The organism is Rhizobium sp. CF122, assembly GCF_000282035.1.
Lineage (GTDB): Bacteria > Pseudomonadota > Alphaproteobacteria > Rhizobiales > Rhizobiaceae > Rhizobium.
Map to the genome: position 1 here is coordinate 42,500 of NZ_AKKA01000075.1, position 18,417 is coordinate 60,916.

Annotated in this window: 18 protein-coding genes and 1 pseudogene; 15 read left to right on the forward strand and 4 right to left on the reverse strand. The window is 58.3% G+C overall.

The features are described 5' to 3' along the window. Positions 1 to 60 precede the first annotated feature (60 nt). The gene (locus PMI09_RS31395) at positions 61 to 213 is read left to right on the forward strand and encodes a hypothetical protein (protein WP_007797145.1); all 153 of its coding nucleotides are present in this window, start codon (positions 61 to 63) and stop codon (positions 211 to 213) included. 33 nt (positions 214 to 246) lie between these two features. Here the strand turns inward: PMI09_RS31395 and PMI09_RS17695 are convergent, their stop codons facing one another. Next, the gene (locus PMI09_RS17695) at positions 247 to 429 is read right to left on the reverse strand and encodes a hypothetical protein (protein WP_007797148.1); all 183 of its coding nucleotides are present in this window, start codon (positions 427 to 429) and stop codon (positions 247 to 249) included. 134 nt (positions 430 to 563) lie between these two features. Between PMI09_RS17695 and PMI09_RS17700 the strand changes: the two genes are divergently transcribed. From PMI09_RS17700 to PMI09_RS17745, 9 genes are all read left to right on the forward strand, one after another. After that, positions 564 to 854 carry a DUF982 domain-containing protein gene (locus PMI09_RS17700; RefSeq protein ID WP_007797151.1) on the forward strand — a complete coding sequence of 97 codons (291 nt, stop codon included), beginning with the start codon at positions 564 to 566 and terminating at the stop codon, positions 852 to 854. A gap of 1,631 nt (positions 855 to 2,485) precedes the next feature. Continuing rightward, entirely contained in the window at positions 2,486 to 2,683 is a 198-nt protein-coding gene (locus PMI09_RS17710; RefSeq protein WP_007797159.1) for a hypothetical protein, read from the forward strand. Positions 2,684 to 2,782: 99 nt separating this feature from the next. Further along, positions 2,783 to 3,079, forward strand: coding sequence for a DUF982 domain-containing protein (locus PMI09_RS17715; RefSeq protein WP_007797162.1), 297 nt, complete (start codon positions 2,783 to 2,785; stop codon positions 3,077 to 3,079). Between the two features lie 814 nt (positions 3,080 to 3,893). Next, positions 3,894 to 4,361, forward strand: a complete 468-nt coding sequence (locus PMI09_RS17720) for an MEKHLA domain-containing protein (RefSeq protein WP_007797166.1) — start codon at positions 3,894 to 3,896, stop codon at positions 4,359 to 4,361. A 136-nt stretch (positions 4,362 to 4,497) separates the two neighbouring features. Continuing rightward, positions 4,498 to 5,643: an extracellular solute-binding protein gene (locus tag PMI09_RS17725; protein ID WP_007797170.1), complete on the forward strand. Its 1,146-nt coding sequence runs from the start codon at positions 4,498 to 4,500 to the stop codon at positions 5,641 to 5,643. Between the two features lie 11 nt (positions 5,644 to 5,654). Continuing rightward, positions 5,655 to 6,533 carry an ABC transporter permease gene (locus PMI09_RS17730; RefSeq protein WP_052026554.1) on the forward strand — a complete coding sequence of 293 codons (879 nt, stop codon included), beginning with the start codon at positions 5,655 to 5,657 and terminating at the stop codon, positions 6,531 to 6,533. Then, positions 6,533 to 7,357: an ABC transporter permease gene (locus PMI09_RS17735; RefSeq protein ID WP_007797174.1), complete on the forward strand. Its 825-nt coding sequence runs from the start codon at positions 6,533 to 6,535 to the stop codon at positions 7,355 to 7,357. The genes PMI09_RS17730 and PMI09_RS17735 overlap by 1 nt, the downstream gene beginning before the upstream one ends. A 37-nt stretch (positions 7,358 to 7,394) precedes the next feature. Next, positions 7,395 to 8,474, forward strand: a complete 1,080-nt coding sequence (locus tag PMI09_RS17740; RefSeq protein ID WP_007797176.1) for an ABC transporter ATP-binding protein — start codon at positions 7,395 to 7,397, stop codon at positions 8,472 to 8,474. Beyond that, positions 8,467 to 9,318 (forward strand): glycerophosphodiester phosphodiesterase, encoded by an 852-nt coding sequence (locus tag PMI09_RS17745; protein WP_007797179.1) that lies wholly within the window; start codon positions 8,467 to 8,469, stop codon positions 9,316 to 9,318. The genes PMI09_RS17740 and PMI09_RS17745 overlap by 8 nt, the downstream gene beginning before the upstream one ends. Here PMI09_RS17745 and PMI09_RS17750 read toward each other — a convergent pair. Together PMI09_RS17750 and PMI09_RS17755 are read right to left on the reverse strand one after the other, a co-directional pair. Beyond that, a complete protein-coding gene (locus PMI09_RS17750) occupies positions 9,309 to 10,154 on the reverse strand; it encodes an inositol monophosphatase family protein (protein WP_007797182.1) in 846 nt (281 codons plus the stop codon). The two genes, PMI09_RS17745 and PMI09_RS17750, sit on opposite strands and share 10 nt — an antisense overlap. 162 nt (positions 10,155 to 10,316) lie before the next feature. After that, positions 10,317 to 10,898, reverse strand: coding sequence for a L,D-transpeptidase (locus PMI09_RS17755; RefSeq protein ID WP_007797185.1), 582 nt, complete (start codon positions 10,896 to 10,898; stop codon positions 10,317 to 10,319). Positions 10,899 to 11,607: 709 nt separating this feature from the next. Between PMI09_RS17755 and PMI09_RS30495 the strand changes: the two genes are divergently transcribed. Both PMI09_RS30495 and PMI09_RS29765 read left to right on the forward strand, forming a co-directional pair. After that, positions 11,608 to 11,880, forward strand: a complete 273-nt coding sequence (locus tag PMI09_RS30495) for a hypothetical protein (protein WP_007797189.1) — start codon at positions 11,608 to 11,610, stop codon at positions 11,878 to 11,880. A 355-nt stretch (positions 11,881 to 12,235) separates the two neighbouring features. Next, complete coding sequence (locus PMI09_RS29765; RefSeq protein WP_052026556.1) at positions 12,236 to 12,433, forward strand: hypothetical protein; 198 nt, start codon at positions 12,236 to 12,238, stop codon at positions 12,431 to 12,433. Positions 12,434 to 12,621: 188 nt separating this feature from the next. Here the strand turns inward: PMI09_RS29765 and PMI09_RS32255 are convergent. Continuing rightward, a pseudogene (locus PMI09_RS32255) lies at positions 12,622 to 13,078 on the reverse strand (glycosyl hydrolase family 95 catalytic domain-containing protein); the annotation flags it as partial. 729 nt (positions 13,079 to 13,807) lie between these two features. On the opposite strand from PMI09_RS32255, the gene PMI09_RS17775 reads away from it, so the two are divergent. From PMI09_RS17775 to PMI09_RS17785, 3 genes are read left to right on the forward strand one after another with little or no spacing between them, the layout of a single operon-like run. Then, positions 13,808 to 15,559 (forward strand): type I secretion system permease/ATPase, encoded by a 1,752-nt coding sequence (locus PMI09_RS17775; protein ID WP_007797198.1) that lies wholly within the window; start codon positions 13,808 to 13,810, stop codon positions 15,557 to 15,559. Continuing rightward, positions 15,556 to 16,863, forward strand: a complete 1,308-nt coding sequence (locus PMI09_RS17780; RefSeq protein ID WP_007797201.1) for an HlyD family type I secretion periplasmic adaptor subunit — start codon at positions 15,556 to 15,558, stop codon at positions 16,861 to 16,863. Before PMI09_RS17775 ends, PMI09_RS17780 begins: the two co-directional genes overlap by 4 nt. Before the next feature lie 58 nt (positions 16,864 to 16,921). After that, positions 16,922 to 18,358, forward strand: a complete 1,437-nt coding sequence (locus PMI09_RS17785; protein WP_007797204.1) for a family 16 glycosylhydrolase — start codon at positions 16,922 to 16,924, stop codon at positions 18,356 to 18,358. Positions 18,359 to 18,417 lie beyond the last annotated feature (59 nt).

An 18,417-nucleotide genomic window follows, 5' to 3' on the forward strand; every position in this document is an offset into this window, starting at 1 on the left:
TCTGCAAGATGCCCCTCAGGTGGGATCGACAGGGAAGGCATCTTCAGCGAGCGCGAGTTCATGCCGGGCATCGTGCCGATGATGGAAATCGGCGCGCGCTATCACAACGAACAGAGCGCGTCACTCAAGCGTGCCAAGAGCCTCATCGCGTTGAACGGTAACCGCAGTGCGGGGCTGCCGAATATCCCACTTATTGCCCTTCTCCGGACATGAATGCGTACGCGCGGCCTGTCCGAAAGTCCCGCTTCAAGTCAGCTGCGGTGAGGGAAGGTCAAGCGTGAGTTGCTGGCCTCGGACTGTCGGTCGCCGGCGGCTGACATCGAGTTTACCGAAGACACGCTTTCGCCTTTCGGCATCTCGCTCCCACTCGGACCGGATGTTGGCAACCACAGCCAGGGCCTTCGCAATGACTTGTTCCGTATGGGTCATGAGAACCTCCGTCTGAATGTTCTCCGTTTGTTCTCGTCTTGGCACGTCGTCAAGCGTGATGTTGCGCAACGGCACTGGACGAAACGAATCGCTTTTCCATTTACTGGATTCTCTGATGTCAAGGGGTTTAGGAGATGGCCAGCGAGATTCCCGTTTTTATCAACCCGATGGACGTTGGATTTGAAGGCAATACCGGCTGCTTTCGGCATGCTGATACAGTCGAGGACCTCGCCGCCATTCTCCTAAGCAGCAAATGGGATTGGTCCAATGTTCCATCCTTCCATCACGCACTCATGTCGACTCTGGAAGCCTTGGAATTCTATACGGACGCTGCAAGCGCTCGAGCGGCCTTCGTTGTAGCCGCCCACGAGGCAGGTCTTCAGGTCTTGCCGGATGACGCAGCAAAGGTGCGGAAGGCCAGCTGAAAAAGAGAGCCCTGCAGAGGCAGGGCTCAAGAATGATGAGCAGTGCCCTAGAGCGGGCAACAATCGGACGATACGCCTCGCATTCGAGGCCTTCAAGGTAAGCAGTTCTCATCTTTGTTTCGTGACAAGCATCAATGATCAAATCTTCGCTGCTCAGCCAAGGGCATGGGTGTCGGCAGAGCGCGATGAGCAGGCGCCTTTCTCAGCCACGAAAATGCAACGGCATGTCGGCCCCCGACCGCTGCAGTGGTTTCAGGATGACAGTGCGTTTCGGGCTGTCCGATGAAGGCTCTGATCTCGTCGAGGCTCTTGGAAAAGAGAGTGGTTGGTCGAGCAACCTTGGGGAAGTCCTGAAAAAATAGAGCTTGTTTTGAGCCTTCGGCAAGGCGTCGCGGTCGTTCCACTACCAACGCGCCTCCTGGCTGCCCGTTGTGCAAAGCGAAAGAGGGAAACTGTACTCAGCCGTGTTTGACGGATGGCTGCACTTTAGTGCCGCCTTAAATAAAATCGTTGCGTTATGCATGATATCGCGTCACGTTTGCTGGTGCCGCAAAGGATTTGACGACTGGTCGGCGGGCACGGGCGTCCTATTTTGAGGGAATGCGATGTCAATTGAAGGTCGGCGCGCAATTATCGCTAGGGCATTCAACCGTGCCAAAGAGGTTGGGCTGCCCCTGGAGGGATCCGCGGAATTCGAAAGTTGGTTGGAGGAATGGGCAAAAGGCGACATTGACATCCCGATCCTTCGACGCAGGTACGTCGAACTGCTGCGGGCGCGGGACATTGCATGGCGAAACAGACACGTCTTGGTGGAGTAGACGTATTTGAAAGGTCGTCTGAGGAGGGGACATTAATGAGTGATCGCGCGATTGGCTACTTGGTGGCGGCAGAAGTGTGTGCGCTGTTCTGGATTGCCATTGGGATGTTGGTGCTTGGGAGTCTTTAGCCGTTAACGCCCGTTGAACCCGCAAGCAGTCGGGAAGCAGCCGTTGCCGCGCGGTGCGTGTGGGGCTGTTCCTACGTCGCACGGGCTGGGCCTCGGGCTGATATCTGCTGAAGCTGGTTGGCGACGGCAATTGGGCCGCCAATCCAGCTGCGAGGATTGCCGCGTCCAATGGCAGCGGGAAAGGGCAGCAGCCGTCGCTATTCATGAGGAGGATCGATGTTCAGTGTAGCGTCTCTGCCAACCCATTCGCTGCCGCTGAGATCCGAGCAGGAACGAACCCGTCCTTGGTGGTTGACGCCTTCTATGGCGGAGAGCGTCAAACCTTACGAAGATAAGATCGGACGAACGTACGTCATTTTTCACTTCGCACCTGCGGTAATTGTCATACGATTTAAAACGCTAAATAATAACAAAAATCAGTTGCTTGCTTGAATTTTCTCGACTACGTTTTTTTGCAGAAGAGTTCCGAAATACAGGTCCTTGCCGACGATACTCAGCCGTGGTTTGACCCCGCTTGAGGGAGGATGGTGACGTTGTTTGTCCGACTTCGTTTCTTCGCGATGGTGCAGCGAGTGTGTGATCTCGTCTTGATCCGATACCGACCTACGACGGCAATCTGACGCGTCGTAAATCCATTACCACTTTTCTAAGATGGTGCTCCCGTGTGGCGTGCCCGAGGTTTGTTATGCAAAAGCAAGCTGTCGTATTTAACGGTCAGGAAGTTGGGATCGCGGTTCCTGTCGAAGACCGCCTCAAGTTCATCGCTGTCCGGTTCAATGTCATCGACCTGGACAACAGGCTCTTCGACACGGTTACCGAAATCCGGCGCGCCATTACAGAGCACCTGGCGTCCAACGGCCGACGTGCGATCACTTCGGGCTGAATGCCAAAGCGCTTTCCGCTATCAGCAGAGGATTTTGAACTCCGGTAGGCGGCCAGCAACTCCTGTTTCTCAAACAGGCCCAACCAGGGATGAGATAGAATGGCACTTGACTTGTTTAATGCGCCGATTTTTGCGCAGCGTAAGCACTTTATCCAGGAAATCGTGGGCCTGGACGACGTGTTCGATTTTCTCGATGAATGGCCGACCAGCAAGCGAGATTTGACCTACGAAACGGTCGTGAAAGTTGTCCGGGAAGCCGCCTGCAGGGAACGCCCAATCGCCGTCGCGGCGGAGCGTTTCAGGCAATTTCTGAAGAGCCACGAGCAGTTTGTCAGCGTCGAAGATGTGCCTGCGCGTTTCCAGCAGTTGTCCGGTGGCAATCTCGGCGGTACTTGAACTGACAGATCGTGTTCGTCGCCTCTGCTTACGTTCCCCTTCTTTGTACGATATCGAACGGGACCGTAAGGGTAGTGCTCACGCAACGAACCTTTACAGTCCGAAGCTCCGGTTTGCGAGCCCATGCACGGGTGGGGTACCCAGCCGCGCGGTACCTGCCGGCAAGAACATGAACCCTTGCGGCGCGGAGCGAGACCCAACTCCACGAACCTGCGCCGTTCTGGCCAGCCATTGGTGGCCGGACAAACTCCGCGGCTAGGCAAGGGATGGTGTTCAGCGAGCTCCAAAGACCGCGCTGTAGATTGTTGGGATCCGTGCTATTTATTGGGAGCCATATCAGCAGAGAAGGGTTCCGAGCAGGCGCGCCGCTCGTGCCAATTTGCTACACTGCGCAAGCTTGTTAATTGGATATTCAGCATGTCTGCAGGCGCGTTAAGCGCAGTCTCAGCGCTCGCTGTAAGTTCATGGTTGAGTGAGTCTTCAGACAATCTATCGGTCGTGAGCACGTGAACCCACCTTTTGATGAGACCGCCCTGGGAAGGGAGTTTGATCTTTTCGCAGCTGAATTGACCATGCTGCCAAGGTCACCAGAGATCACTGCGTTGGAACTCCGCTTTGCCCTGTTGCGAGAAGCTGTGGCAATGCGTCTCGCAGGACCGAGCCGAATAACCGTTGAGTTGCCTTCGTCGCTATTTGACGCCTAGAATCCTTGTCGGATCACACTTTGGCGTGTCGTGGTCCTGCCCCTTCGGTGGTCTTAACAATTCATTCGACGACGATATTCGTCGAATATCTACAGACGGTGGAATGAAGAATGGAAAGCAAGCTGCATGAACCAGTCGATCTGGCTGCGGACTTGGAGTTCTTCAAGCTGTTGACCGGTAGCTTTCACCGGCTCGTCGGCAAGGCGTTTGTTCAACCGGGGCAGGGGCCCGGCTGGCTCTATCGTGAAGCACCTTTTGTCGTTCTGGTCCACAATACGGATCCTGATCCGCGCTTCATTTACGCCAATATCGCCGCCCAGACGCGCTTCGAATATACATGGGATGAGTTCACGAAGCTGCCGTCGCGCTTGTCTGCCGAGGTTCCGGATCGAAAAGAACGCCAATTGCTTCTCGATGCCGTCGAACGTCAAGGCTATGTCGCGGACTACCGGGGCCTGCGTGTCACCAAGTCTGGAAAACACTTCTGGATGGAGAATGGAATTGTCTGGCAGTTGCTTGATGAGCGCGGCAGGTCGCGAGGCCAGGCAGCAGCTTTTTCCAACTGGACCGATGTCTAATCGGCGTCCCCGCGCCGCCAACGCGACAATGGATTGCACAGCTGTGCAATTTATCGCCGAGATCGCCCCGCTGTCATGACTCTGTTACGCTTAAGGCGTAGCACGGCCTTCTACATCCGAGCCAATGGAGAGGGCTATGAACAGACGCGATTTCCTTGTCACCACCACCGCAGCCGCGGGCATGCTGATGCTGCCACGCCTTGCATCGGCCGCGACAACGACGATCGATCTCTACAGCGGATCGGACGCGAACATCGTCGATTTCTGGAATAACATCGTCCGCCCGGCCTTCGAAAAGGCTCATCCGGATCTGGCTGTGAAGATCACCGACGCCGGTGACAACACTGGCTTGCGCGCGATTGCAGACCGCGCCCTTGCGGCGCTAAAGACGAAGACGGATCCGCAAGCCGATATCTTTGAGCATTTTGATCCTCGCCTTCCACCAGCTGGCGCGGAGGCCGGTCTATGGGTGGAGTTCTCCGCGCAGAACATCGAAGGGTTTGACCACGTCAACCCGTTGGCGGTCGACAGCAAGTATTCTCTCCCTTATCGCGGATCGCAGGTGCTGCTTGCCTATGACAAGACCAAGCTCGATCCGAAGGATGCTCCAAAGAGCTGGGAGCAACTGTCGGCGTGGATCAAGGCCAATCCGGGCCAGTTCATCTACAACCGCCCCGATAAGGGCGGTTCCGGCGGAAACTTCGTGCGCCGCGCTATTCATGAAGCCAACGGCCGTGACCCGAAGAAGTTCACGATCGACAACTTCACAGCCGATTACGCCAACCAGACGTTGACGCCAGCCTGGGCGCTTCTTAACGATCTGGCGCCGTCGCTTTACGAAAAGGGCGCCTATACGGCCGGAAACACGCAGTCGATCCAGCTTCTTGCGCAAGGCGTCGTAACAATGACGCCAGTCTGGTCCGACCAGGTCTTGCAAGCGATTTCGCAGGGCGTCCTGCCGGAAACCACGGGTCTCGTCCAGCTGGGTGACCTGGCGCTCTGCGGTGGCTTTTCTCGCATGACGGTATTTTCGAATGGCGCCAACAAAGACGCAGCGATGAAGCTTGCGGCTTTCCTGCTGACCAAGGAGATGCAGGAAGCGATCATCACCGAAATCGGCGGCTTCCCCGGCGTCTCCTGGGATCACATTTCGGATGAGCTGCGCCAGAAGTATGCGGACGTCATTCCGGCGACGATCCCCACCTTCCCGGCTGGTGACTGGGAAGCCACCATCAACGACGGCTGGTATCGCAACGTCGCGCCGGGCATCAGCCGCACCTGATGCGCAGGTCCATGACACTTCCGCTGCTGGCGCGGCTTTCTGCGCCGGCGAGTGGGCAGGGCTGGGTGGGGCTTCCGTTGGTTGCCCTGCCTGTGCTTCTTCTGGCTTGGTTGATCCTCTACCCGATCCTGTCGGCGGTGGCGAGCACGGTCTTCGTCGCCCAACCGGACGGAGCATCGGTGCTTTCGTTGGCCTCCTACCGCTTCTTCTTCGGCGACCAGTACAGTCGTGCCAATCTTTGGATCACGCTTTGGACGACGCTGGTTTGCGGCGTGCTGCTGCTGGCCATCGGTCTGCCGATCGCTCTCTACCTTCGCTTTTCTCGTGGGCCGCTCTGCGCCTATGTGCAAGGGCTCGCCATCTTCCCGATGTTCGTGCCGTCGATCATCCTGTCCTACGCGCTCATCCGCACCATTGGTCCAAACGGCGCCGTCGACGTGCTGCTGAATGCGGTCGGATTACCAAAGCTGCCATCCCCCTATCTGACGCCATGGGGACCGGTCATTGGGCTCGTCTGGGACAACCTGCCACTCACGGTCCTGATGCTCACGGCGGGGTTGGGCAATATTCCGAAGAGCTCAATCGAGGCAGCGCGCGATGTCGGTGCTTCGCCACTACGCGTCTTCTTGTCGATCATCATGCCGCGAATGAGCAATTCGCTGCTCGTCACGACCTCTTTTGCGATCCTCGGTATCTTCTCGTCCTTCACGCTCCCTTATCTTCTCGGGCCGGCTTCACCAGAGATGATGGGTCCCTTCATGCAGCGGACGTTCTCGGACATGAACGACCCCGTCAACGCCCTGACGCAAGCGGTTATCGCTTTCGGCTTTTGCCTCGTATTCGGGATATTCTACGTGCGCTCTATCGCCCGAAACAGGCGAGGCGTGTGATGAAGCCTGTAAGGCTTGCCGTCGCGGAGGCGGATTGGATCGGCGCCTTGCTGGCATTGCTGTTGACGCTGTTTATCGCTTTGCCGCTCATTGTTGTCGGAACCTGGGCCTTCAGCGAAGTCTGGCGCTACCCCTCCGTGATCCCGCAACAATTCGGACTTCGCTACTGGTCGCTGACATTGTCGCGAACCGATGTCTGGGAGGCCCTTTTCCTTAGCCTGCGCTTGGCAACCACTGTGACAATTCTTTCCGCCGTCATTTGTCTTCCCGCCGCCTATGCCTTCGCGCGCATGAAGTTTCCGGGCAGGAATGTCCTTTTTCTGTCGTTCCTCGCCTCGCATGCATTTCCGAAATTCGGGCTCTTGGTCGCAATTGCTGGCATCTTTTTGCAAATCGGGCTGATCAGCACGTTCTGGGGCGTCGTCCTCATCCAGTTGGTAGGAACCTTGATGCTGATGATCTGGATTCCGGTCGCTGCCTTCCAAAACGTCGATCGCCGGATGGAGGAGGCAGCGCGCGATGCCGGGGCCGCCCCTTTGCGCGTCTTCTGGTCGATTACGCTGCCGCAAGCGGCGCCGACGATTGTAGCGGCCGCCTTGCTGACTTTTGTCGGGACGTTCTACGAAACAGAAGGGGCATGGCTGATCGGAGCGCCGCAAATCCGAACGATGCCGGTGCTGATGGTCACCTTCATCAACAATCAGATCGTCGTTCAATACGGCGCCGTGCTCTCCGTGATGCTGTGGGTTCCTTCTTTCATCGCGCTCATGTTTGCTCGCAGGGTGGTCGGCACAGGAACCTTCGCAAAGGGGTTGGGAGCATGAGGCTCATTGCGGCGAATGAAGCCAGGAAGGGATTCACATGGCACGCTTGACCATAAAGGGCGTCTCGAAGAGCTTCGGCGCCTCCCATGCCGTTCGCGATGTCTCGCTCGATGTCGAAGACGGAGAACTGGTCTGCCTGCTTGGTCCTTCCGGCTTGGGCAAGTCGACATTGTTGCGCATGATTGGCGGCTTCGAAGCGCCGACTGCGGGAAGCATCCTGATCGATGCAAAGGATGTTACGTCAATGCCGCCGGAAAAGCGGCCGACAGGGATGGTGTTCCAGAGCCATGCGCTGTGGACGCACATGGACGTCTTCAACAACATTGCGTTCGGTCTCAAGCTTCGCCGCCTGCCGGGAGCAGAGATCCGGGAACGCGCCGAACAGGCGCTGGCGCTCGTCGGCCTTGCCGACTACGGCAAACGCATGACCACGCAGCTGTCTGGTGGCCAGCAGCAACGTGTAGCGCTTGCCCGCTCGCTTGTCCTCGAACCCAAGATCCTTCTGCTCGACGAACCCTTCGCAAGCCTCGACCAGCACTTGCGCGAGCGGCTGCGCGAGGAGGTGCGTGATATCCAGCAGCGGCTTGGCATCACCACGCTCTTCGTCACGCACGGGCAGGACGAGGCGCTGGCGCTTGCTGACCGGATCGTTGTTATGCGTGATGGTCGCACCGAGCAGATCGGGCCGCCCGATCGTATCTATCGAGAACCAGAGACGGAATTCGTCGCCGGGTTCATCGGTTCGATGAACTTCATTCGCACGACTGTGAAGGGCGGTTTGAGCCAGCATGCAGCCTTTGCGCTCCCGGTTCCTGTTGCAGACGGCGAGGTCGTGCTTGCCGTTCGGCCCGAAGCCCTCTCGCTTGCCGTGACGAAGGGTACGGGTACCGGCATCGTTCATCGCAGCATCGATTTTGGCACCCATAAGGTCGTCGATGTCGATCTCGCCGACGGAACAAGGCTGAAGGTAATGACATCGAGCGACAGCGACTGGACGACGGGCGCGCCAGTGGAGCCAGTGGCCGCGGCCTTCAGGGCGTTCCGCGAGAATCGGCTTGTCTACGAATTCGCCCCCGTATCGGCTCGACAAAACGATCGGGTGTTTGGGCATGCTTGAAGGCCGTGGAGTTGCAATTGAAAGAGCGGGGCATCGCACCTGGCTGAAGTGGCACCGCGGCCACCGTTTTGCCGGTGACATTTCCTTCACCGACGAGCGCATCGTTGAAGGTATGGAACTCGGGGCCAGCGTCGAGATCGATCTTGTGCGCTTTGGCGGCGATGGCTTCGCTGTTTTGCATGACGAGACCCTTGACGCGGCGACAACAGGGTCCGGTCCGGTTCGCGAGGCGTCCGAGGCCTATTTGCGTGGCCTTTATCTACGGGATCCTTTCGGGGCACCGAGCGGGCACAAGGTCATGATGCTTGGCGATCTTGCGCAACTCCTGGCCCAGATCAACCGGGATCCTGGCGCCGTGTTGCAGCTTGACCTTAAGGAGAGTTCAAACACCATACGCGACGTTGACATTGCCGCGTTTACGGCAGCCATTTCGCCGGTCGCGGGGACCGTCATTCTTTCAGGCGGCGATTCGGTTGCCGTCGCGCGGCTTTCAACGGCCGTGCCTGACATGGCAATCGGCTACGACCCATGTCACGGCGGCGCTATCGAAAGGTTGATGGAAACCCGCGATTTCGCAGGCTTCGTTGCTGACGCTCAACGCGCCGTGCCCCGCGCACGGATGATTTATCTCGATCGCCGCCTGGTATTCTTCGCCGATCAGGCCGGCTATGATCTGATCGGTGCTTTTCATGATGCGGGGCGGGTCGTTGACGCCTACACGATCAACGCGGCCGTTCCGTCCGCCCTGCCGGGCGTCAGGCGCCTTATCGAGCTGAAGGCTGACCAGATCACGACGGATGACCCGGTCGGCCTGGAACGGCTTTTGATGGAAAATCAGGCCTGAAAGCCTTCAACGATCCAGGGGTGTAGAACCCGGTTGCCAGCAAGGATGTCTCCGTTTGAGGTGACGGGCCCACCATTGAAAGCGGAAACCACGCCACCCGCCTCGCGCACCAGCAAGGCAGAAGCGCCATAATCGTGCAATGACAGACCATCCTCGAAGAAGCCGTCCAGGCGGCCACAGGCGACATAGGCGATCGATAATGCCGCTGAACCAAGCCTACGCACGCCAGCGGTGGTTGCCATCAACCGCTTGAGCGCGTTGAAATAGACGTCCTCGGGCACGGCCTTGAGTTGGCCCGGAATCGGCAAGCCAGCCCCGACGAGAACGTCTTCGATCCCCTTGGAGCTCACGCACCCGATCCGCTCGCCGTTCAGGTACGATCCGCCGCCGAGCTCCGCACTGAAGAGCTCATCCAGCATTGCGTCATAGACGACGCCGGCGACGATCTCAGCGCCTTCGACGATCGAGATCGTCATGCCGAAATGCGGGATGCCCCAGGCGAAATTTGTCGTCCCGTCGATTGGATCGATGTAGATGACAGGCACGCCATCCTTTGCATTCCGGTTGCCGACCGCTTCCTCGCCTTTAATCGCGTATGAGGGAAAGGACCTGTTCACTTCGTCGACGATGATCTGCTCGACGGCAATGTCGATCTCGGTCTGATAATCCCTTTGCGCTTTTGCCACCAACTCGCCATCCAAGCGACGGCGCAGCGATGAGCGCGCTTTAGCGCCTCCGATAAGAACAGCTTCAGCTAATGCCGCCAGGCGCGGAGAGGCAGTTGGTGAGATGCGGGAGGACGCAGGAGAGAATTCGGCGGGATTTGGATTCGACATCGTTGTCAGGTCATCGCAGACCCGTATGAAACTTTGATGACGAAAACGCCGGTTCCAGCGTTGGCGCTCTCCTGCAGCGGTGGCATTGGCAAAGAGCGTCCAGACGCCAGACAGCCCTTGGCGATCGAGGCTCTATGTGCCCGACACGCGGGTTTGGCAGTATCACTGCTGGACGATCACACGGGTTCCCGGTCGGACCATATCGTAAAGCTCCTCGACATCTTCCCGGTACATGCGAAAACATCCGCTCGATGCGTTGGTGCCGATGGAAGATGGGTCGTTGGTACCGTGGATACGCAGCAAGCCGTCGGCAAGATAGATGGCGCGTGTACCGAGCGGATTGGAAGGCCCCGGCTTCACGACTACGGGCAGCCTCGGGTTCTTCCGGCGCATGCTCGCCGTCGGTCGCCACTCGGGATGTCTGCGCTTCGACGTGACATGTGTCGTACCGTACCATTGTTTTCCCTCGCGCCCGACAGCAATCGGATAGGCGAGCTGCTCGCCTCGAGGCGTCGTATAGACCAGCGTGTGCTCCCGCGTGGCAATGACAATTGTTCCCCCGCCGCTTCTCGTTCGGCGTTGGCGCTCCGGTATTGGCTCGCCATAGTCGGGTGGGGGGCCATATGGCCCATACGGGTCATAGTAGCCATAATCGCCGTAGTCGTCATACGGTCCGTAAATCTGGGCCTGAGCCTGAAAGGCAATAAGCAAAAGCGCTGTTGCAAATAGAGCCAGGAGTTTCATTTCCGCTATCCACTTGTTTTACAAGCAAGATAGCCTCGAAATCTATGGCGGCATTGTGGCGACCGTTGTTCTGACTATGGGGGCAAAGCGCAAGATGATGTGACCGCCTCGCCGCCGGCCTATCTCCTGATTTATCCCGTTAAAACAGCGAAAGGTCTTTCAGTGCTTCAGCGCCCGGCGATCATCGACGAACTGCAGGTCATTCTCTCCGAATGGGTCGTCGGATTTGGAATCCCCAAAGCCGATTGGAGCCTATCTCTTCGGCAGCACGGTCAATGATGGGGGGCTCGTTTCAATCCGGAGGCCGCGGACTTCGACGTCATCGTCGTCCTGGATTGGGATAGGGTGCCTCCCGGCGCCCCTGATCTTCCCGAGAAAAACTCACGCAAGATAAAGTGGGTGCCGATGGCGATCGCAGCTCATGAGGTCGCAAACCGCGCGCTCGGCGGGGGTACTCGGTGACGTTGTTTCGTCCTTCCGATGCATGCCTCGAGCGCCGCTGAACGGAAAAGCTCAAGGCAGTCGCTGATAAGGCCGTTGAACTGCTACCCATATTTCCACGCACGTTCCATTAGCCTTATTCGGCCAGAAATTGAAAGAATCGCTCTGGTTGCGCAGAGCGAGGCTTGTTCATGCTCCATTGGGATTAGCTACTTTAACACCATTCAACTTTTCCGAGTTGAAACATACCTACGAAGGAAGTCTCTCAATGAAACGTGTATCGTCCAAAATTGCCCTCTTGGTCCTGCTTGCAGCCGTCAATGTATCGCCCGTCTTCGCGGCCGACGCAGCCAAACCAAAAGGAGGGGCGCCGGAACAGACCGAAAGCATGAAAGATTTCATAAAGGCCAATCCGGACTGCCTGGAAATGAATGATCAATGCTCATTCTGCTCGGTCGTGGATGGAGAGGCTCAATGCTCCACGCCTCAAATCGCATGCGTAAAGCAAAAATATCAGTGCACCATGCGATCAAGCAAATAGAAGGGAATATCTATGAATCTGAATGGTCGCCGTCAGTCAACCAACGTTGAGTCCCGTACAGGTGACGGCACATATGACGGCAATGGCAACCGTATCCACGGTTACGGAGAAAGTGGTCAGCTGACCCGAAACGGTAAACCTATAACTCCAACTACGACGCTCGCGGTAAGAGGTATGGCGGCTCTAGCGGCAGCTCCAGTCGTGTGATTTGCACCCACTTCTTCAAGAAGGGCATGCTCGAGCGTGATGTCTGGAAGGCCGATCTTTCATTCACGTTCCAGAACCTCTCGGCACAATAATCCGCGGCTATCACTTTTGGGCAATTCCCTATGTCCGCTTGATGGGGAAATCCCGCGTGGCGGAAGCCATCATGTATCCGATTGCCAAAGCACGCGCTGAGGAATTGACATATCAGATGGGTATGCGAGCAGAGCCCAATTTTGCGGGCAAACTCGTACGTTTGATCGGCGAACCCATTTGCTTTGCTTTGGGCGCCATGGTTGGCGAACAGAATTGGCAGGGCCTTTGGGGTTCTACGGAAGCTCAAGACTAATTGAGAGGTGGGGCGTAACCGCCTCACCTTTCGCAGGCGGTAAATGCTCTTCGAAACGGCGTTGGTGTGCGGATCGATAGGCGCGATTTGGTCCTTGAGATGTTGGTTATTCAATGTCGCTGCCGTTGCGTTGCGCCGAACGGATTTCGGGCGATCCTGACCAGATTGGCGGGAACACGCGATGCTCCTCAGCCCCCTTTTGGTCTCGGTCTACCGAACAGCTCCGCCGTGCAATCGATCTCGACGGCCGCGCCGGCTGAGAGCTTGATTTTCTGCCGCGCACCGGCAAATCGGACAATCGTTTCGACATCGGGGCGCCGAGAGCTTCAGCTTCGTCGGTCGTCCGTCCTTCCAGTGGAGATCGAGCGTCATACCGCCCCGAACGCGGAGGCCGACCAATGATCCGATGGGCCATTCCCTTGGAAGGGCCGGAAGAAGGCGGAGCTCGTTCGGACGCGACTGCGCAAGCATCTCCAGGATACCGGCGGCGCCGCCGAAGTTTCCGTCGATCTGAAATGGCGGATGAGAGTCGAACAGATTGGTGTAGGTGCGCTGCGGACGAAGAAGGAGCTTGACCACATCGAGCGCGTGCTCGCCGTCACGAAGCCGCGCCCAAAGATTGATGCGCCAACCGATGCCCCGGCCCTCAAATTACTTGAAACGTTATCATCTATCTTGGCGCTGACAAGTGTTTTTTGTCGATAAACATACGAATTTACCGATTAGTGCGTTTGCCGCGTGCAATTGGCGACCGTGGTTCAGTCACCGCCACTTTGGAGGCCGCCGGGGCATTGTGGCGACTGTTGTTCTGACGCTGGGGCATAGATCGATGTTGGTTGGCGGATTCATACCCTAAGCAGAGTTCTCAGCCATCTGTCCGCACCGCGGTCAGCAATTTGACAGTCGAGGGCTTCGGGATGGAGCGCGATACTTAGTCCCATGCTGGTCAAACTCGTCCGATCGCTTGGTGCAGGCGTTTGTTGCTCGCCAATCAGCTGCATAACGCAGATCATTTGAACGGGATCGCGCTCGGCGAGACTTGCAGAGCCCTCGAACCCGCGGCTCGAAACGCAAATCCAAGCGCAAATGCAACCGCAATTTTATTCAATTCCTGAGGTTCGCTCGTAAGTACTGGTCGATTGGGCAGCAATCACGCTATTGCGCTCGGAAGAAGACAGTCGTTTAACGACGTGACTGGGATACGACTTAGCGCTTAACACCTCGTTTGGTGACTTAACGCTAAGTGGAACAGAAACCGCCGTTTGCGGTCGTCATCCGGTCCCTTTTGGCTCAGTCTAGGCAAACGATCTCGATTTCGCGTGTCGCCGACGCTTCGGCCACGGTGCGTCTGCGCTATGACCCCAAGGAGCCCATTTGTCTGAAACCGGATCCCTTTCTCAGCCTCGATCTCTCTTTGGCCTCTTCTCGTCGTTGCGCTTAGGTGCTCTCGGACTTGGTGTGAGCAGTTGCCTTGTCAACGTCCTGGCGCTCACTGGTTCGTTCTTCATGCTACAGGTCTATGATCGCGTCATTCCCAGCCGCAGCCTGCCGACCCTCGTCGGTTTGGTGGTCATCGTTGTGGCCCTCTTCACCTTCCAGTGGCTGCTTGATCTCACGCGATCCCTGCTTTTAGGGCAGATCGGACGGGCGGTGGACGAGCGGTTCTCAGGGCGTGCCTTTCTCTCAGTCGCCCTGTCAGCATCGCGCAAACCGTCGCCGGGAGATGGTCTGCAGACGATCCGCGATATCGATACAGTTCGTGGATTCCTGTCCGGCCCGGGTCCGGGATCGTTGTTCGATCTGCCCTGGATGCCATTCTATCTCGCGCTCTGCTTCCTGTTTCACCACTGGATTGGCGTCACAGCCGCGGCAGGCGCCGTGATCTTGACGGGTCTGGCGCTGCTTGCCGAGCTCAAGTCGCGCGAACCCGTAAGGGAGACGGCCACGATCCTGGCTGAGCGAATGGAATTTGCTGAAACCGCGAGGCGCAATTCCGAAGCGGTCGTCGGAATGGGCTTTGCGGGCGCGCTTTCGGTGCGCTGGGCTGAGGTCAACCGGCGCCACCTCGACAGTCACTTGCGCACCGCCACTTTCGTCAACTCGCTTTCGACGCTGTCGCGGTCGGCGCGCATGTTGCTGCAGTCCGCCGTGCTGGCGGTGGGCGCCATACTGGTCATTCGCCAGGAAGCAACCGGCGGCATCATGATTGCAAGCTCGATTCTCGTCAGCCGTGCGCTCGCCCCGATCGAGCTTGCCATCGCACATTGGCGAGGATTTGCAGCTGCGCGCCAAGCATGGTCTCGGCTCGACCGGGAGGTCCGGCTCACGGAGGAGACGCTGCACGACGTCGCGCTGCCGGCGCCGCGGCAATCGTTGATGGTGGACAACCTTCACCTCGGAGCTCCGGGCTCGAAAATGCCAATCATTCGCGGCGTGTCTTTCGAGGTCAAAGCGGGTGAGGCAGTTGGCATTATCGGCCCGAGCGCTTCGGGCAAGTCTTCGCTGGCGCGCGGCGTCGTCGGGCTGTGGCCGGCCTTTGCCGGAGATATCAGGCTGGACGGAGCGTCGCTTTCACAATGGACGCCCGAAGCGCTCGGCCACCACATCGGCTATCTGCCGCAAGACGTGTCTTTGTTCGAGGGGACTATTGCCGACAACATCGCCCGGTTTGATCCGGAAGCCTCTTCGGAGTTGATCATCGCTGCCGCCCGGGCGGCGGGCGTCTACGATATGATTGTGGGTTTTTCTGATGGCTTCGACACACGGATCGGTGCGCAGGGAACGGCGCTATCTGCGGGCCAGCGACAGCGCATCGGGTTGGCGAGGGCACTCTACGACGATCCATTCCTCGTTGTGCTCGATGAACCGAATTCCAATCTCGACATTCAGGGTGAGCTGGCACTCGCGCAGGCGATCGAGGGTATTCGCTCGCGGCAAGGGGTGGTGTTGATCATCGCCCACCGATCGAGCGCGCTTTCTGTCGTCGACAAGGTGCTGGTTCTCGACGGCGGTCGTGCCAAAGCGTTCGGTCAAAAGAGCGATGTTCTCAAGACGGGACCAAAGCCAGTCTCCGCTACCGGTTCCTTTGTCCGACTGTTGCGCGCTGGCGAGGGGCTTTCGTCATGATCAGAGCAGCCGTTACATCGACAGAACGGGCGATCCGCCGCCTCACTTTTCTCGCTCTGGCAACTGGCATCCTTCTTGTCGGCGTGCTTGGGGGGCTTGCCTCGGCGATCCGCATAAACGGCGCAGTGATCGCTCAGGGAACACTTGTCGTCGACAGCTACGTCAAGCCGGTGCAGCACCAGAAAGGCGGCACCGTGGGGAAGGTCTTCGTCCGCAACGGTGATCGCGTCACGGCTGGCCAGATCCTCGTTCATCTCGACGACACGCAGACGAAGGCGAACCTTGCGATCATATCGCGACGGCTGAGAGAGCTTGCGGCGCGATCCGCCAGGCTTGCAGCAGAGCGCGACGGCCATGATGCCATCGCATTTCCGGCAGTCGCCAGCGGCACAGATGCTGCTCAGGCTGCCGCCCTTACGAGCGCCGAGCAGCGATTGTTCGATGACCGCCGCGCATCGCTCAGCGGTCGGACGGCGCAACTGCGCGAGCGCGTACGCCAGCTTGAACAGCAGGCCGAAGGTCTGACAGCGCAGCAGGACGGCAAGCGCCGTGCGATCGGCATCATCGACAAGGAACTGGCAAGCCTTGAGCCGCTGCTTCGACAGGGAGTCATTCCGGCAACACGGGTCTATGCCTTGCAACGTGATGCGGCCGATTTGACAGGAGAGGCCGGGAGCCTCGTTGCCTCGACAGCCGAAATCAAGGGCAAGATCGCCGAAACAGAGCTGCAGATTATCCAGGTGGGCGACGACCATCGAAGCGAGGTGTCCGAGCAGCTCAGGCAGGCCGAGGGCGACAGCGGTGAATATGCCGAGCGCCGCGTTGCGATAGAGGATGAGCTGCGACACGTCGACCTCAGGGCGCCGCAAGACGGCATCGTCCACCAGCTCGCCGTCCATGCGCCGGGGGCCGTGATTTCGCCCGGCGAGGCCATCATGCAGATCGTGCCCGATCATGATGTGCTCACGCCCGAACTGAAGCTGTCGCCGCAGGACGTCGACCAGGTTGCTGTTGGCAAGGAAGTCGGCCTGCGGTTCTCTGCGTTCAGCTACAGGACGACGCCGGAACTGAGGGGACGCGTTGCGTCGATATCCGCTGACCTGACGACGGACACACATTCTGGTCAATCCTACTACACGCTTCGGGTCGCGGTGCCCGAGAGCGAATGGCAAAGGCTTGGCGCGCTGGCACCGGTTGCCGGAATGCCCGTCGAAGCCTTCATCGAGACGGGCGAGCGCACAGCACTCGGTTATCTTGCAAAGCCGTTCACGGACCAGCTGGCTCGTGCATTTCGGGAGGAATAGTTGCAGCCATGGGAGAAGCAAGACCCTTGAGACCTATCAAAACCCGAAGGAGTTGATAATGGCAAAGTCGATACAAAACGCCGTCGGCCAACCGCTGTTTTACAGTGGCGCCTCGACCGCATGGTTTTCCGCGACCGGCTCCGGCCCCGTGCTGAACGGAACGTCAGGTAACGATTCAATATGGGGTGACAGCTCCGTCAACGTGACCATGCACGGCGGAACCGGCGATGACATCTACTATCTCTATTCCAGCATAAATCGCGCGGTGGAGGCGCCTGGAGCAGGGATCGACACGATCAACACCTGGATGAGCTACACGCTGCCTGAGAATTTCGAGAACCTGACTGTCACCGGCAACGGGCGCTATGCTTTCGGTAACGCGCAGGACAATATCATCTCCGGAGCCTCGGGAAGCCAAACGATCGACGGCGGCGCCGGCAATGACGTGCTGATCGGTGGAGGCGGGGCCGATACATTCCTCTTCACTCGGGGCAACGGAAGCGACCTGATCGTCGATTTCAGCAGCGACGATACCGTGCGGCTGAACAGCTATGGGCTTTCGTCGTTCCAGCAGGTTCTGGCTCATACCGTTCAGGAGGGCGCCAATCTGCGGCTCGATCTCGGCGGCGGCGAGAGCCTCGTCTTCGCCAATACCGTGGCGTCGGATCTGCAGGCGAGCCAATTCCAATTGACGCTCGACCGTTCTCACCTGGCGCTGACCTTCGACGACGAGTTCAACAGCCTGTCTTTACGCAGCGGAGATCAAGGGACATGGGATGCGAAATTCTGGTGGGCGCCAGAACGCGGCAGTCCGCTGACGGGCAATGGTGAGCTTCAATGGTACATCAACCCGTCCTACGCGCCGACCGCAGCGGCAAATCCGTTCTCAGTGAGCAACGGCGTATTGACGATTTCAGCGGAACCGGCCTCGCAGGCGATCCAGTCGCAGATCAACGGCTACGACTACACATCCGGTCTTCTGAACACGCATTCATCCTTCGCCCAGACCTATGGCTACTTCGAAATCCGTGCCGATATGCCGACAGAGCAGGGCGTCTGGCCTGCCTTCTGGCTGCTTCCGGAGGACGGATCCTGGCCGCCAGAACTCGATGTCGTCGAGATGCGCGGGCAGGACCCGAACACCGTCAATGTCACGGTACACAGCGACCACAGCGGTGCGCATACGATGACGTCCTTTCCTGTCAAAGTGGCAAGCACTCAAGGCTTCCACAACTATGGCGTCCTCTGGGACGAGGATCACATCACCTGGTACTTCGACGATGTCGCCGTTGCGCAGACGGACACGCCCGAGGACATGCACGATCCCATGTACATGCTGGTCAATCTTGCTGTCGGCGGCCCCGCGGGAACGCCATCGAACGGTCTGGCAAATGGTTCGGAAATGCACATCGACTATATCAGGGCGTATGCTCTTGCGGATAGTCCAGTGCACGCAGCCACGGAAGCCAGTGCAGGCAACGATTGGCACATTTGATGGATGCAGACCGTATCGTAGGGTCATGATGACGCCAGTCGACCCGGACCGATTGAACG

Excerpts from the sequence above, each read along its gene's own strand:
- PMI09_RS31395 (WP_007797145.1), top strand. The coding sequence starts at position 61 with ATGCCGGGCATCGTGCCGATGATGGAAATCGGCGCGCGCTATCACAAC.
- PMI09_RS17695 (WP_007797148.1), bottom strand. The coding sequence starts at position 429 with ATGACCCATACGGAACAAGTCATTGCGAAGGCCCTGGCTGTGGTTGCC.
- PMI09_RS17700 (WP_007797151.1), top strand. The coding sequence starts at position 564 with ATGGCCAGCGAGATTCCCGTTTTTATCAACCCGATGGACGTTGGATTT.
- PMI09_RS17710 (WP_007797159.1), top strand. The coding sequence starts at position 2,486 with ATGCAAAAGCAAGCTGTCGTATTTAACGGTCAGGAAGTTGGGATCGCG.
- PMI09_RS17715 (WP_007797162.1), top strand. The coding sequence starts at position 2,783 with ATGGCACTTGACTTGTTTAATGCGCCGATTTTTGCGCAGCGTAAGCAC.
- PMI09_RS17720 (WP_007797166.1), top strand. The coding sequence starts at position 3,894 with ATGGAAAGCAAGCTGCATGAACCAGTCGATCTGGCTGCGGACTTGGAG.
- PMI09_RS17725 (WP_007797170.1), top strand. The coding sequence starts at position 4,498 with ATGAACAGACGCGATTTCCTTGTCACCACCACCGCAGCCGCGGGCATG.
- PMI09_RS17730 (WP_052026554.1), top strand. The coding sequence starts at position 5,655 with ATGACACTTCCGCTGCTGGCGCGGCTTTCTGCGCCGGCGAGTGGGCAG.
- PMI09_RS17735 (WP_007797174.1), top strand. The coding sequence starts at position 6,533 with ATGAAGCCTGTAAGGCTTGCCGTCGCGGAGGCGGATTGGATCGGCGCC.
- PMI09_RS17740 (WP_007797176.1), top strand. The coding sequence starts at position 7,395 with ATGGCACGCTTGACCATAAAGGGCGTCTCGAAGAGCTTCGGCGCCTCC.
- PMI09_RS17745 (WP_007797179.1), top strand. The coding sequence starts at position 8,467 with ATGCTTGAAGGCCGTGGAGTTGCAATTGAAAGAGCGGGGCATCGCACC.
- PMI09_RS17750 (WP_007797182.1), bottom strand. The coding sequence starts at position 10,154 with ATGTCGAATCCAAATCCCGCCGAATTCTCTCCTGCGTCCTCCCGCATC.
- PMI09_RS17755 (WP_007797185.1), bottom strand. The coding sequence starts at position 10,898 with ATGAAACTCCTGGCTCTATTTGCAACAGCGCTTTTGCTTATTGCCTTT.
- PMI09_RS30495 (WP_007797189.1), top strand. The coding sequence starts at position 11,608 with ATGAAACGTGTATCGTCCAAAATTGCCCTCTTGGTCCTGCTTGCAGCC.
- PMI09_RS17780 (WP_007797201.1), top strand. The coding sequence starts at position 15,556 with ATGATCAGAGCAGCCGTTACATCGACAGAACGGGCGATCCGCCGCCTC.
- PMI09_RS17785 (WP_007797204.1), top strand. The coding sequence starts at position 16,922 with ATGGCAAAGTCGATACAAAACGCCGTCGGCCAACCGCTGTTTTACAGT.